Consider the following 13,244-nt stretch of genomic DNA (forward strand, 5'->3'; position numbering starts at 1 on the left):
CCGAGGAATTCGAACCATGTCCGCCCCGATCCGTCGCCTTCTCCTGGCCGGCTTCACGGTCCTCGCCCTCGCCTCCGCCGCGCACGCCCAGGGCCGCGGCCCCGTGGGCGATGCCGGGATCGACGGGTTCGGCGACGACAATCAGCTCTACCAGGATCAGAACGGCGCGCTCTACGTGCGTCGCGGCGGCCGCTACCTGCCCTATACCGGCCGCACCGACTTCGTGCGCCCGGCCCCCCCGCCGCCCGCCGCGCAGGTCCCGGTCGCGCCGCCGCCGGCCGCCAACCTGGAGACGGACCCGACGGTTCCGGCACGCCCGGGCAGCGCGCCTGCGGCCGAGGGGCTCTCGCCGCTGGAGGCCGCCAAGGCCAAGGCCGTGCTCCGCGCACCCGACAACGAGCCGATCGACTACGCCAAGATCTACGGCCCGATCACGGACGACGTGTTCCCGGTCCAGGCGTTCAATTACAAGAAGATGAACCCCGCCTTCCTCCGTCAGGAGATCGCCTATCACGGTCCCTACGAGCCGGGGACGATCATCGTCGACCCGCGGGCCCACCAGCTCACCCTGGTCGAGGCCAACGGCCGGGCCCGCCGCTACGGCGTCGGCGTCGGCAAGCAGGGCTTCTCGTGGTCGGGCACCGCGACGGTGAATTCCAAGCAGGCGTGGCCGGACTGGTATCCGCCGAAGGAGATGATCGCCCGCAGCCCGAAGCTCGCCAGCGAGGTCGACAAGCTGCAGAGCGGTCTCGGCGTCGCCGGCGGTCTGCGCAATCCGCTCGGCGCACGCGCCATGTACCTCTGGCAGGGCAACAAGGACACGCTGTTCCGCATCCACGGAACCCTCGAGCCCTTCTCCATCGGCAAGAGCGTGTCGTCGGGCTGCATCCGGATGATCAATCAGGACGCGATCGACCTGTTCAGCCGGGTCGGCGTCGGCAGCAAGGTGGTGGTGCTGAACTGAGGCCGGGCCCACCGCCCGAGCGCCGCCGGTCCGGGACCGGCGGTCCGCCGGTTCAGGTCAGCCCGCGCCGGTGCTCGCCGAGGATCCGGCGGACCGTCCCGGCCTCGGACCGGTACACCAGGGTCTCGGTCTGGATCTTGTCCGGCCGGAAGCGCACGCCGCGCAGGAGAGCCCCGTCCGTGATGCCCGTGGCGGCCACGATGACGTCGCCGCTCGCGAGATCGGTCAGGTCGTATTTCCGGTCCAGATTCTCGATGCCCATCTCGGCGGCCCGGCGCCGACGGTCCGGGGTGTCGAGGATCAGGCGTCCCTGCATCTGGCCGCCGATGCAGCGCATCGCGGCGGCCGCCAGCACGCCTTCGGGCGCCGCGCCGGTCCCGAGATAGAGGTCGATGCCCGTCTCCTCGGGGCTCGCCGTGAAGATGATCCCCGCGATGTCGCCGTCCGAGATCAGGCGCACCGCCGCGCCGGCCGCCCGCACCTCGGCCACGAGGGCCGCGTGGCGCGGCCGGTCGAGGATCAGCGCGGTGATCTGCTTCGGGTCGACGCCCTTGGCCCGGGCCAGCGCCACGATGTTGTCGGTCGGGCTGGCGTCAAGATCGACGAGGCCGGGCGGGTAGCCGGGCCCGATGGCGATCTTCTGCATGTAGACGTCGGGCGCGGCGAGGAGCGAGCCGCGCTCGGCCATCGCCATGACGGCGATGGCACCCGGCATGTCCTTGGCGCAGAGGGTCGTGCCCTCAAGCGGATCGACCGCGATGTCGACCTCGGGCCCTTCCCCGAGACCGAGCTGCTCGCCGATGAACAGCATCGGCGCCTGATCGCGCTCCCCCTCCCCGATCACCACGGTGCCGCGGATCGGCAGGCCGTTGAGTTCGTCGCGCATCGCGTCGACCGCGGCCTGGTCGGCCGCCTTCTCGTCGCCCTGGCCGCGCAATCGGGCGGCGGCGATGGCGGCACGCTCCGTCACGCGGGCCAGTTCGAGGGCGAGCGTGCGCGGGACGCCGCGCGATGCCGGCTTGGGGGCCTCTTCCATGGTTTCCTGCCTCTGGCCGGGTCCGATCTTGGGGTCGGATCCCGGATGGATACCGTCGGATGACGGCCGCGCAGCGTATACGCCGGTTCGCTAATGCCCACTATCCTGCATCAAGCGGTGGGGGGTCACGCTACCGTATGCACTGTTATTCACGCTCGATCCGGATCAGCTGCGGCGGCTCCGCCAGCAGCCCGTCAGCGCCGATGGCGTCGAGGGCGTCGCGGATGTTGCCCTCGGTCGCCGCGTAGGTGATCAGCACCAGCGGCACCGGCCGGCCGGAGCGGCCGCGCGGATCGGCCTCCGGCCCCTCGACGCGGCGCTGCAGGATGCTCTCCAGGGAGATGGATCGCTCGGCCATCCGCTGCGCGACGCCGGCCGCGACGCCCGGGCGGTCATGGACGGTGAGGCGGATGTAGTAGCCGCCCTCGTGACGCTGCATCTCCACGCGCTCGCTGGCGCGCATCGCCGCGGCCGGAACGCCGAAGGTCGGGCGGATCACGCCGCGCGCCACGTCGGCGATGTCGGCGACCACCGCGGAAGCCGTGGCCTCGCCGCCGGCGCCGGGACCGATGAGCGTGAGCTCGCCCACCGCGTCCGCGTCGATCGTCACGGCGTTGGTCACGCCCATGACCTGCGCGATCGCCGAGGATTTCGGCACCATGGTCGGGTGGACCCGCTGCTCGATGCCGGCCTCGGTCGCCTGCGCGACGCCGAGCAGCTTGATCCGGTATCCGAGCTCGTCCGCCATGCGCAGATCGAGGGGCTGCACCCGGGAGATGCCCTCGACCGACACGCCGTCGGCGTCGACGGCGGTCCCGAAGGCGAGGCTCGTCAGGATCGCGAGCTTGTGCGCGGTGTCGAACCCCTCGACGTCGAAGGTCGGGTCCGCCTCGGCGTAGCCCAGGGCCTGCGCGTCCTTCAGGCAGGCCTCGAAGGTCAGCCCCTCGCGCTCCATGCGGCTGAGGATGTAGTTGCAGGTGCCGTTGAGGATCCCGTAGACGCGGGAGACCGCATTGCCCGGCAGGCCCTCGCGCAGGGTCTTGATCACCGGGATGCCGCCGGCCACCGCCGCCTCGAAGGCGAGGGCCACGCCCTTCGCCTCGGCCTGCGCGGCCAGCGCGGCGCCGTGACGGGCCAGCAGCGCCTTGTTGGCGGTCACCACCGGCTTGCCCGCCGCGAGCGCCGCCTCGACCACGGCCTTGGCCGGTCCCTCGGCGCCGCCGATCAGCTCGACCACGCAGTCCACGGATTCCGACCGGGCGAGCGCCACCGGATCGTCGAACCACGCGATGCCGGACAGGTCGAGGCCGCGGTCCCGGCCACGGTCGCGCGAGGAGACCGCGGTGACGCGGATGTCGAGGCCCGCCGCAGCGAAGGCAGCGCGGCGGCGCTCGACCATCCGGACCACGGATGCACCGACGGTCCCGAGTCCGGCGATCCCGAGGCGAAAGCTCACTGTCATGACCCCTTCCGTGCCCGGGCGACCGCGATGGGCCGGGCGCCCGATGCGGCGCACTTCTGCAAGAATTCCGCCCCGCCCGCAAGGAATTGGCCCGGGACCGCGGGGCGTGTCACCCGGCGGTCTCCCGGTGGCGGATCGCCGTCGCCACGAGGGCGTACAGAACGACGGCGTTCAGCACATGCCAGAGCGGGTGCGTGCCGGTCGGCAGCAGCGCGCAGGCCGCCCGGTCGCCGGTTCGCGCCGCGAGCGAGATCAGGAAGAGCAGGCCGATGCCGGCGAGCCGCCGCCCGGTCCCGACGAAGCGCTCCTCCGGCCGCCGCGCGGCGGCCCAGGCGACGCCGAACAGCGCCAGCAGGGCGGGCAGGTAGTCGACCGAGCCGTTGGTCAGCCGCGCGACGTCGAGGCCGGTCAGCCCGTCGAGCAGGGGCGTGAGCGCGAATCCGAGGAGCGCGAAGCCGCCCGTCGCCGCCGCGACCCGGACCGGCGCCAAGCGCAGGAACCGCGAGAGGGCCAGCGCGAGATAGGCGTAGATGAACAGCGCGATCGGGACGACGTCCGCGAGCATCGCCCAGTAGACCGCCAGGGTGTGGAACAGGAACGAGCCGACGCCCACCACGGCGATCAGGGCCGCCAGCCCGAGGCAGGTCCGGTCCGGCGGATCGGTGACGGCGGCGCGCCGCGCCGCGGCGGCGGCGGCCAGCAGGAAGGCCGCGTTCGACAGCGCGTTCGCGGGCTCGGCCCAGAAGTCCGGCCCGCCCCGCTCGCAGTAAGCCGACACCGGCTCGAACCAGTTCATCCGCCGACCCTACTTGCCCGTCCTTGCGCCGGGATGGCCTTGTCAGCGCGACGCGAAGCGCGGATGACGGCCGGGCGGCGACCGGAAGCGAGGCGATGCGGATCACCACCTGGAACGTCAACTCGATCAAGCAGCGGCTCCCGCACCTCCTCGGCTTCCTGGAGGAGGCGCGGCCCGACGTGGTCTGCCTGCAGGAGCTGAAATGCCAGGACGAGGCCTTCCCGCGCGCCGACATCGAGGCGGCGGGCTACGCGGTCGAGACGCTGGGCCAGAAGGCCTATAACGGCGTGGCGCTGCTGGTCCGGGCGCCGCTGGCCATGTCGGAGATTCGGCGCGGACTGCCGGGCGACGCCGCCGACGAGCAGGCCCGCTACATCGAGGCGCTGATCTCGGGCGCGGACACCCGCCCGGTGCGCGTGGCGTCGATCTACCTGCCGAACGGCAACCCGGTGGACAGCCCGAAATACCCGTACAAGCTCGCCTTCATGGAGCGGCTGCGGCTCCACGCCCGGGCGCTGCTGGACGACGAGATCGCGGTGGTGCTGGCGGGCGACTACAACGTCATCCCGGAGGCGGCCGACGCGGCCGATCCGGAGGCGTGGCGCTCGGACGCCCTGTTCCTCGGGACGACGCGGGCCGCGTTCCGGGCGATCCTCGCCGAGGGCTACACCGACGCCCTGCGCGCCTGCGACCCGCGCGACGGGCTCTACACCTTCTGGGACTATCAGGCCGGGTGCTGGCAGCGGAATGCCGGCATCCGCATCGACCACCTGCTGCTCTCGCCCCAGGCCGGCGACCGCTTGGTCTCGGCCTCGGTCCAGAAGCACTTGCGCGGTCTCGACAAGCCGTCGGACCACGTGCCGGTCACGGCGGAACTGGCGGCCGGTTAGAGCCGCGATCGGGGGGAACGACGATGATCATCTACGGCAGCAGCGTGTCGCCCTACGTGCGCAAGGTGCTCGCGGCGCTCTACGAGAAGGGCATCGCCTTCGAGCACCGCCCGGTCGGCTTCCACGCGGCGGATCCCGGCTTCCGGGCGGCGAGCCCGATGGGGAAGATCCCCGCGATGGAGGATGCCGGGTATCGCCTCGCCGATTCGAGCGCCATCGTGGACTATCTCGAGCGGCTGCATCCGGCGCCCGCGCTGATCCCCGAGGACGCGCGGGACGCCGCCCGCGCCCGCTGGTTCGACAAGTTCGGCGAGTGCGAGCTGACCCGGCAGGTGCTGGTGCCGTTCGTCGAGCGCTTCCTCAAGCCACGCCTGTTCAAGGTCGAGGGCGACGAAGCCCTGGCGCAGCGGACCGTCGACACGGCGCTGCCGCCGCTGTTCGACTACCTCGAGTCGCAGATCGACGGGCCCTACCTCGTCGGCGGCCGGTTCGGCATCGCCGACATCGCCGTGGCGGCGCCGTTCCACAACCTGCGGCTGGCCAAGGTCGCGGTCGACGGCGCCCGGTGGCCGAAGCTCGCCGACTGGGTCGCGGCGACGCTGGAGCGGCCGTCCTTCACCGCGGCGATCGCCGCGGCGAAGAGCTGAGGCCGCTCAGCGCCGCTTGCACAGTCGAGGGCGGCTCAGCGCCGCTTGCGGATCGAGCCCACGGTCTGGAGCTGCGTCTGGGCCTCGGCGCGGTCGTCCTCGCTCGCGGCCGCCCAGTTCTTCTCGTAGAGCGCGACGATCCAGTCGTCCTTGCGGTTCTCGGCGCCTTCCCGGGCGAGCGAGAGCCACATCAGGCCGCGCACCCGCTGGACCGGGATGCCGCCCAGGCCGTTGACCAGCATGTCGCCGAGCAGCGCCTGCGCCGGGTGGTGGCCCTTCTCGGCGGCGAGGTTGAACCAGCGCGCGGCCTGCCGCGGGTCGGCCTCGACGCCGGTGCCGTCGAGGTAGAGCCGGGCGAGATTGTACTGCGCGTTGGGGTCCCCGTAGTAGGACGCCGCGTAGTTGAACATGTCGTAGGCGCGCTCGGGATTGGGGCGCACGTAGGTGCCCTTGATCCCCTCCAAGAAGTAGGTGCCCAGAGCCGTGAAGGCGCTGCCCAGGACCGCCGAGTTCTGCGGATCGGGCCCGTCATCGGTGCTGGCGTCGGCGATCCGCGAGAAGAACTCGAACGCCTTCAGGTCGTCGTGCGGGACGCCGTCGCCGTCGGCGTACATCCGGCCGAGCTTCCACAGCGCAAGGGCGTGGCCCTGGCCGGCCGCGTACTCCAGCGCGCGGGCGGCGCCCTGCTTGTCGCCGGCATTGTACTCGCGCATGCCGGCGCGCAGCGCGTCCTTGGCCGAGCGGTAGCTCTTGTCGGCGACCGGGACCTGCACGGGCGTGCGGACATTGGCGTCGAGGGCGCGCGACGGCGCGACCGGCAGCGCGACCAGGGCGAGCGCCCAGGTCGCGACCGCGAGCCGGCCGACGGACCGGAACCGACCGGGATCGGCCCCGGCCGGCGCCCTGCGCCGGCTGAGGTCAGTCCTAGACGTCCGCATAGCTCTGCGTCTCCTTGGCACCTCCCGGATGGGTGACGGCGCCGTACAAGGCCGGGCCGACGCCCTGCGCGTATTTCCAGAGGTAGCCGGAGGTCGCGGTGTTGGGCCGCGCGGTCCAGGCCTTGCGCCGCTCGGCCAGCTCCGCGTCCGACAGGGCGACGCTGAGCGTGCCCTGGATCGCGTCGAGGGTGATGACGTCGCCGTCGCGCAGCAGCCCGATCGGGCCGCCCACGGCGGCCTCGGGGCCGACATGCCCGACGCAGAAGCCCCGGGTCGCGCCCGAGAAGCGCCCGTCGGTGATCAGCGCGACCTTGTCGCCCATGCCCTGGCCGTAGAGGGCCGCGGTGGTCGACAGCATCTCGCGCATGCCGGGGCCGCCCCGCGGGCCCTCGTAGCGGATCACGAGGACGTCGCCTTCCTGGTAGCTGCGGGCCTGCACGGCCGCGAAGCAGGCCTCCTCGCCGTCGAACACGCGGGCCGGGCCGGTGAAGACCTGCTTCTCGGCCGGGATGCCGGCGACCTTCACGATCGCGCCCTCGGGGGCGAGGTTGCCCTTTAGGCCGACGACGCCGCCGGTCGGGGTGATCGGCCGGTTCGCCGGATAGACCACGTCCTGGTCCGGGTTCCAGGTCACCCGGTCCATGTTCTCCGCGATGGTGCGGCCGGTGACCGTCAGGCAGTCGCCGTGCATGAAGCCGTGGTCGAGGAGCGTCTTCATCAGCAGCGGGATGCCGCCGACCTCGAACATGTCCTTGGCGACGTAGCGCCCGCCGGGCTTCAGGTCGGCGATGTAGGGCGTGCGCCGGAAGATCTCGGCCACGTCGAACAGGGTGAACTCGATGCCGCACTCGTGGGCGATCGCCGGCAGGTGCAGCGCCGCGTTGGTGGAGCCGCCCGAGGCCGCCACCACCGTGGCGGCGTTCTCCAGCGCCTTGCGGGTGACGATGTCGCGCGGGCGGATGCGCTTCTCCAGGAGCTCCATCACCTTCTCGCCGGCCGTGGCGCAGAACTTGTCGCGGATCTCGTAGGGGGCCGGGGCGCCGGCCGAGTAGGGCAGCGCCAGGCCGATCGCCTCGGAGACGGTCGCCATGGTGTTGGCGGTGAACTGCGCGCCGCAGGCGCCGGCCGACGGGCAGGCGACCTGCTCCAGCTCGTCGAGGTCCTCGAGGCTCATGTCGCCGACGGCGACCTTGCCGACCGCCTCGAACAGGTCCTGGACGGTCACGGGCTTGCCGCGGAACGAGCCGGGCAGGATCGAGCCGCCGTAGATGAAGATCGAGGGCACGTTCAGCCGGACCATCGCCATCATCATGCCGGGCAGCGACTTGTCGCAGCCCGCGAGGCCCACGAGGGCGTCGTAGGCGTGGCCGCGCATGGTCAGCTCGACCGAGTCGGCGATGACCTCGCGCGACGGCAGCGACGCGCGCATGCCGCCATGGCCCATGGCGATGCCGTCGGTGACGGTGATCGTGCAGAACTCGCGCGGCGTCCCGTTGGCGGCGGCGACGCCCTTCTTCACCGCCTGCGCCTGGCGCATCAGCGAGATGTTGCAGGGCGCGGCCTCGTTCCAGCAGGAGGCGACACCCACCAGCGGCTGGTGGATCTGCTCACGGGTCAGGCCCATGGCGTAGAGGTAGGAGCGGTGCGGGGCGCGGTCGGGCCCCTCCGTGACGTGGCGACTCGGCAGCTTCGACTTGTCGTTCAAACGCGTCACCATGACTTCAGACTAAGCCTTCGCAGCCGATCCCGAGGGTGCGTTGAACCGCGGCGCGTCGCCGTTCGCGAGGCGCCGGGAGATCCGTCCGCGTGCTCGGGAAGTCCTCGTTTCCGAACGGTAAACCGTTGTCGAATTTGCCGTTTACCGCGGATGTTGAGGTGGGCCCGGACTATGGCGGGATCGCGGCGTTTACGGGCAGGTCTCGGGGCGGAGCGGGGATCGTTTTACGGTGTTGCGACCCCGCCACAGCCACGCTTGCGGCCATTTCGGCGGCGACGACAAGATGAAGGACAATGGCGCGGCGCTGACGAGACGCTTCGTCGAGACGCAATTTGTCTTCGGGCAAGCCGAGGATCTCCCGGCCGCGATCCGGGCGGGACGCGGCAATCCGGCACCCGGAAAGTCGCTGTATCACTATCCCTGCGCGGGACCGGCGCCGGCAATACGCCGACCGACGGGCGGAACGACATGTCGCGCCGCCACCTCGGCGGGTCCGGCGCGCCAATCTGCTTGCGCGCCGCGTGGTCCTCGCTCGCGCGGAACGGCGGGTCCGGCGCGCGTCCGTGGCGGCGTCGCGGGCCTGATCGGATGGAGCCCGCGTGCCGCTCTTCGCCGACGCAGGCCGGGATCGGGCGTCCTGCACCGGCACCCGCTTCGCCGCGGCGCGGCCGGGATCACGGGATCACAGGACGACGTGATCCCGGCCGGATCCGCGCTCAGGCCGCTCCGGCGTGCGGCGCCGGGATCTCGGTCGAGATGGCGTCCACCGTGCGCGGCACCGGGCTGCCCTGCCCGTCCGCGCGTTGGATCCGGACCTGCTGATTGACCGGCTGCATGTTGCCGAAGGGCGTCGAGAAGGCGATCTCCGCGGCGTCGCGCCCGACGCCGATTCGCACCAGCCCGTCGAGGTCGGCCTGCCGGGTGGCGTCGAACAGCCACCAGCGCCCGTCGAGATAGGCCTCGAATACCGCGTGGAAGTCGCTCGGGACGAGGCCGTGGGCGTAGCAGCTCACGAACCGGGCCGGGATCCCGAGCGCCCGGCAGAAGGCGGCGCCGATATGCGCGAAGTCGCGGCAGACGCCGGCGCGCTTCAGGAGCGACTCGTGGGCGGTCGTCTCGCCGTCGCTGGAGCCGGGCTGGTAGGCGATGTGGTCGTGGATCCAGTTGCAGATCTGGTTCACGCGCGCGTGGCCCTTGGGGAGCGCCCCGAACTCGGCGAGCGCGAAGGGCGTCAGCCGGTCCGAGGAGACGAACCGGCTCGGCAGCAGGAACGGCAGGATGTCGAGGGGCAGCTGCCCGATGGACGTCTCGTTGACGGTCGCCGGGTCGGCCCGGTGCACGGTCAGGTCGACCTCGGCATTGTACTCCAGCGCGAACTGACCGGTCGGGACGTTGACCGCGAGATAGCGGTTCTGGAGATCGGGGGTCGTGTAGAGATCGCGCTTGAGGTTCGGCGTCAGGACCAGGCTCTCGCTGAGGATCTCGACGCTCTTCAGCTTCGCCACCTCCAGATTGAAGATGAAGGTGGTGTCCGAGAGGATGTTGTAGGACAGGCTGCAACCGAGGGTGTAGCGCATCGGATCTCCTTGCCGGATGACGGCCCATCCGCCGTCCAAGCAAGGGGCGCGCCCGACCGTCGGTTCCGGCTCGATCGGGGGGTCGCGGGCGAGACGGCGGCGCCGCGTGCGTCGGACGGCGCCACCGTCATCGCGAGCGCAGCGAAGCGAGCCAGAGCAGCGCGTCCCTGGATTGCTTCGCTCCGCTCGCAAGGACGGCTGAAGCGATGGAGCCGGTCTCAGCCGCGCTCGGCGCCATCCCTCGGGAGCAGCACCACCGTCAGAGAGCGCACGCCCTGCGCGCCGTGGATGAGGACGCCCTCGATGTCGGCGGTGGCCGACGGGCCGGTATGCAGCACCGCGTAGGCCGATCGGCCGAATTCCGGCCGGCGGTAGGCCGCCTGCACGTTCGGCACGATGTCGGCCGGGTCGAGCAGCACGACGAGGTGCTGCGCGAGATAGGCGACCGCGTTGACGATCAGCTGGTCCTGCGTGAACAGCACCGAGCCGGTCTCGGCGATGCCGAACACCGCGCGGACCACCGCCACGTCCACGTCCTCGACCTCTTGGGGCGCGCGCACGCTCCGCAGGTCGCGGTTGCCGGTCAGCTCCGGCACCGCGGAGGCGATAACCTTGGCGGCGTCGAGGCGCTCGCGCACGCCCGCGAACACGTCGCCGGCACCGGGCTCGGCCACGCGGCCGCCCATGCGCTTCAGCCGCTCGCCGAACTCGGCGACCAGGTCCTCGCCGACCAGCGGCGCGAACAGTGGCACCTCCGGCAGCGGGAAGTCGCCGGCCGGCCGGTTCCTGCGGATGCCGTCGAGGATCGCGTCGCGGGCGCTCATCGACCCGTGTCCTTCATGCGGTTCTGCTTGTACCAGGCGTGGAAGGTCTGGCGCGGCGCGTCGGGCATCTCGCGCTTCTTCCCCCAGGTGTTGAGCGGGTTGTAGACCGCGAAGCGCGGCAGGACCTTCAGGGCGGAATCCGCCGCGCCGATCGCCGCCCGGTAGGCGGCCGGGCGCGAGAGCACGGCGCCCGCGGCCTTCATCATGCCCTGCTTGAGCGCCGGGATCTGGTGCTCCTCGACCAGCACCTTCCGCCACGCGAAGATCTGCTCGTGGATATTGATCTTTACCGGGCAGACGTTGGTGCAGGAGCCGTTCATCGTCGAGGAGAACGGCAGCGTCGAGTATTTCCGCTTGTTGAAGGTCGGATCGATGATCAGACCGATCGGCCCCGAATAGGTCGCGCCGTAGGAGAGGCCGCCCGAGCGCCGGTAGACCGGGCAGGTGTTCATGCACGCGCCGCAGCGGATGCATTTCAGCGAGGTCCAGAACTCCTCCATGCCGAGGCGCTCGGAGCGGCCGTTGTCGACCAGCACCATGTGCATCTCGGTGCCCGCGCGGGGGCCGCGGAAATGCGAGGTGTACTGGGTGATCGGCGAGCCCAGCGCCGAGCGCGACAGCAGGCGGATGAACACCCCGAGGTGCTCGACCTTCGGGATGATCTTCTCGATGCCGATGGAGTGGATCTGCAGCGGCGGCACGTTGCCGGACAGGTCGGCGTTGCCCTCATTGGTGCAGGTCACGACCGTGCCGGTCTCGGCGATCGCGAAGTTGCATCCGGTCATGCCGGCATCGGCCTTCAGGATGTAGGGCCGGGTGGTCTCGCGCTGGCTCTCGGCGAGGTAGTGCGCGTCGTCGTTGTCCGGATCGGTGCCGAGCGTCTTGGCGAAGACCTCGGCCACGTCCATCCGAGTCTTGTGAACCGCCGGCGCCACGACGTGGCTCGGCTCCTCGTTGTCGAGCTGCTGGATCCGCTCGCCGAGATCCGTCTCGATGACCTCGATGCCGTTGGCCGCCATGTGGTGGCGGAAGCCGCACTCCTCGGTGAGCATCGACTTCGACTTCACCAGCGTCTTCGCACCGTGACTCCGCAGGATGTCCAGCACGATCCGGTTGTGATCGGCGCCGTCCTTCGCCCAGTGCACGTGGACGCCGTTGGCCTTCGCGGCCGCCTCGAACTGCTCGAGGTACCGGTCAAGGTGGCTCAGCGTGTGGGTCTTGATCTGCGAGGCGAGCTCGCGCAGCTCCTCCCACTCCGGGATGCCGTGCGCGGAGGCGTCGCGCTTCTTGCGCAGGTCCCACAGGCGCTCGTCGTGGGCGGCCTGGTGCAGCGGCGCCGCGAGGAAGCGCTCGGCGGCCTCCGACTGATTGATCGGCCGGTCGCCCCGGATCTTCGCGCCGCGCGGCTGCGGCTCCCGGGTCTGCGGGGCGCGGATCGGCTTCGAGGCGGCTTCCGCGTGCTGGAGACGCCGGCCGTCCGGCGCCCGCTCGCTCTCGTCGTGGCCGGCCCGCACCTCGGGGTGGATGACGCCTTCGCGCTCGCGGGGGTTGAGGTCCTCGGCGCTCATGCGGCGGCTCCGTTCAGCACCTGCGCGATGTGGATGTACTTGAGCGGCAAGCCGAGCCGTTCGGCGCAGCCCTTCTGGTGCATGAGGCAGGAGGAATCCGCCGAGACGACGTAGGCGGCCCCGGCCCGGTTCTGATCGGCGACCTTGTCGTAGCCCATCTTCGCCGAGACGGCGGGCTCGAACACCGAGAAGGTGCCGCCGAAGCCGCAGCACTCGTCCGGCCGTGCGAGGTCGACGAGCTCGACCCCCTTCACGAGGCGCAGCAGGTCGAGAGGCTTCGAGTAGTAGGGCTTCACCAGCTCGGTCGGCCGCGCGTGGTGGATGCCGCGCAGGGCGTTGCAGTTGGTGTGGTAGGCGACCTTGTGGGGGAAGTTCGCCCAGGGCAGGTCCTCGACCTTCAGCACGTCGTGCAGGAACTCCACGAGCTCGTAGGTGCTGGCGCGGACGTGCCGGACCTCGTCGGTCTGCGGGATCGCCGTCAGGTGCTCGCGCACCTGATGGACGCAGGATCCCGACGGGGCGACGATATAGTCGAAACCGGAGAAGTTCTTGACGAACAGCGCCTCGGTCGCGGCGGCCTCGGCGTGGCAGCCGGTGTTGGTCATCGGCTGGCCGCAGCAGGTCTGGTCGAACGGGTACTCGACCGTGCAGCCCAGGCGCTCCAGGAGCTCGAGGGTGGCGATCCCGACCTCGGGCTCGAAGGCGTCGACGTAGCACGGCACGAACAGGCCGACCCGCATGGTCCGGCAACTCCCTGGATCATCCGGCCCCGAGGCCTGGAACGGTTCAAGACTGACCGAGGGTCTACCGGAAGGGGCGGCCCTT

12 protein-coding genes are annotated in these 13,244 nt (G+C 71.1%); 3 read left to right on the forward strand and 9 right to left on the reverse strand.

Translation table 11 applies throughout. The features are described from left to right. Positions 1-16 precede the first annotated feature (16 nt). Positions 17-964, forward strand: coding sequence for a L,D-transpeptidase (locus tag BLW78_RS04770; RefSeq protein WP_020091890.1), 948 nt, complete (start codon positions 17-19; stop codon positions 962-964). Positions 965-1,016: 52 nt separating this feature from the next. Here BLW78_RS04770 and glpX read toward each other — a convergent pair whose 3' ends face one another. The 3 genes from glpX to BLW78_RS04785 all read right to left on the reverse strand — a co-directional run bounded on the left by glpX (position 1,017) and on the right by BLW78_RS04785 (position 4,258). Continuing rightward, positions 1,017-2,000, reverse strand: a complete 984-nt coding sequence (glpX, locus tag BLW78_RS04775) for a class II fructose-bisphosphatase (protein ID WP_091677119.1) — start codon at positions 1,998-2,000, stop codon at positions 1,017-1,019. A 145-nt stretch (positions 2,001-2,145) separates the two neighbouring features. After that, positions 2,146-3,462 (reverse strand): homoserine dehydrogenase, encoded by a 1,317-nt coding sequence (locus tag BLW78_RS04780; protein WP_056528413.1) that lies wholly within the window; start codon positions 3,460-3,462, stop codon positions 2,146-2,148. A 109-nt stretch (positions 3,463-3,571) separates the two neighbouring features. Further along, complete coding sequence (locus BLW78_RS04785; protein ID WP_091677122.1) at positions 3,572-4,258, reverse strand: ceramidase domain-containing protein; 687 nt, start codon at positions 4,256-4,258, stop codon at positions 3,572-3,574. 95 nt (positions 4,259-4,353) lie between these two features. Between BLW78_RS04785 and xth the strand changes: the two genes are divergently transcribed. Together xth and BLW78_RS04795 are read left to right on the forward strand one after the other, a co-directional pair. Continuing rightward, positions 4,354-5,148: an exodeoxyribonuclease III gene (gene xth, locus BLW78_RS04790; RefSeq protein WP_091677125.1), complete on the forward strand. Its 795-nt coding sequence runs from the start codon at positions 4,354-4,356 to the stop codon at positions 5,146-5,148. A gap of 23 nt (positions 5,149-5,171) precedes the next feature. Further along, complete coding sequence (locus BLW78_RS04795) at positions 5,172-5,795, forward strand: glutathione S-transferase family protein (RefSeq protein WP_091677127.1); 624 nt, start codon at positions 5,172-5,174, stop codon at positions 5,793-5,795. Positions 5,796-5,830: 35 nt separating this feature from the next. Here BLW78_RS04795 and BLW78_RS04800 read toward each other — a convergent pair whose 3' ends face one another. From BLW78_RS04800 to BLW78_RS04825, 6 genes are all read right to left on the reverse strand, one after another. After that, the gene (locus tag BLW78_RS04800) at positions 5,831-6,733 is read right to left on the reverse strand and encodes a tetratricopeptide repeat protein (protein ID WP_091677130.1); all 903 of its coding nucleotides are present in this window, start codon (positions 6,731-6,733) and stop codon (positions 5,831-5,833) included. Next, a complete protein-coding gene (gene ilvD / locus BLW78_RS04805; RefSeq protein WP_091677132.1) occupies positions 6,720-8,450 on the reverse strand; it encodes a dihydroxy-acid dehydratase in 1,731 nt (576 codons plus the stop codon). Before ilvD ends, BLW78_RS04800 begins: the two co-directional genes overlap by 14 nt. Positions 8,451-9,166: 716 nt before the next feature. Continuing rightward, positions 9,167-10,027 carry a transglutaminase-like domain-containing protein gene (locus BLW78_RS04810; protein WP_091677135.1) on the reverse strand — a complete coding sequence of 287 codons (861 nt, stop codon included), beginning with the start codon at positions 10,025-10,027 and terminating at the stop codon, positions 9,167-9,169. 218 nt (positions 10,028-10,245) lie between these two features. After that, positions 10,246-10,851, reverse strand: a complete 606-nt coding sequence (locus BLW78_RS04815) for a LutC/YkgG family protein (protein ID WP_091677138.1) — start codon at positions 10,849-10,851, stop codon at positions 10,246-10,248. After that, positions 10,848-12,419 carry a lactate utilization protein B gene (locus BLW78_RS04820; RefSeq protein ID WP_056528400.1) on the reverse strand — a complete coding sequence of 524 codons (1,572 nt, stop codon included), beginning with the start codon at positions 12,417-12,419 and terminating at the stop codon, positions 10,848-10,850. The genes BLW78_RS04815 and BLW78_RS04820 overlap by 4 nt, the downstream gene beginning before the upstream one ends. Then, complete coding sequence (locus BLW78_RS04825; protein ID WP_042673458.1) at positions 12,416-13,159, reverse strand: (Fe-S)-binding protein; 744 nt, start codon at positions 13,157-13,159, stop codon at positions 12,416-12,418. The genes BLW78_RS04820 and BLW78_RS04825 overlap by 4 nt, the downstream gene beginning before the upstream one ends. Positions 13,160-13,244 lie beyond the last annotated feature (85 nt).

Origin of the sequence: Methylobacterium sp. 275MFSha3.1 (assembly GCF_900108435.1) — a bacterium.
GTDB lineage: Bacteria > Pseudomonadota > Alphaproteobacteria > Rhizobiales > Beijerinckiaceae > Methylobacterium.

Coding starts and splice junctions, on each gene's coding strand:
- ilvD (WP_091677132.1), bottom strand. CDS start 8,450: ATGGTGACGCGTTTGAACGACAAGTCGAAGCTGCCGAGTCGCCACGTC.
- xth (WP_091677125.1), top strand. CDS start 4,354: ATGCGGATCACCACCTGGAACGTCAACTCGATCAAGCAGCGGCTCCCG.
- BLW78_RS04795 (WP_091677127.1), top strand. CDS start 5,172: ATGATCATCTACGGCAGCAGCGTGTCGCCCTACGTGCGCAAGGTGCTC.
- BLW78_RS04800 (WP_091677130.1), bottom strand. CDS start 6,733: ATGCGGACGTCTAGGACTGACCTCAGCCGGCGCAGGGCGCCGGCCGGG.
- BLW78_RS04785 (WP_091677122.1), bottom strand. CDS start 4,258: ATGAACTGGTTCGAGCCGGTGTCGGCTTACTGCGAGCGGGGCGGGCCG.
- BLW78_RS04810 (WP_091677135.1), bottom strand. CDS start 10,027: ATGCGCTACACCCTCGGTTGCAGCCTGTCCTACAACATCCTCTCGGAC.
- BLW78_RS04820 (WP_056528400.1), bottom strand. CDS start 12,419: ATGAGCGCCGAGGACCTCAACCCCCGCGAGCGCGAAGGCGTCATCCAC.
- BLW78_RS04770 (WP_020091890.1), top strand. CDS start 17: ATGTCCGCCCCGATCCGTCGCCTTCTCCTGGCCGGCTTCACGGTCCTC.
- BLW78_RS04815 (WP_091677138.1), bottom strand. CDS start 10,851: ATGAGCGCCCGCGACGCGATCCTCGACGGCATCCGCAGGAACCGGCCG.
- BLW78_RS04780 (WP_056528413.1), bottom strand. CDS start 3,462: ATGACAGTGAGCTTTCGCCTCGGGATCGCCGGACTCGGGACCGTCGGT.
- glpX (WP_091677119.1), bottom strand. CDS start 2,000: ATGGAAGAGGCCCCCAAGCCGGCATCGCGCGGCGTCCCGCGCACGCTC.
- BLW78_RS04825 (WP_042673458.1), bottom strand. CDS start 13,159: ATGCGGGTCGGCCTGTTCGTGCCGTGCTACGTCGACGCCTTCGAGCCC.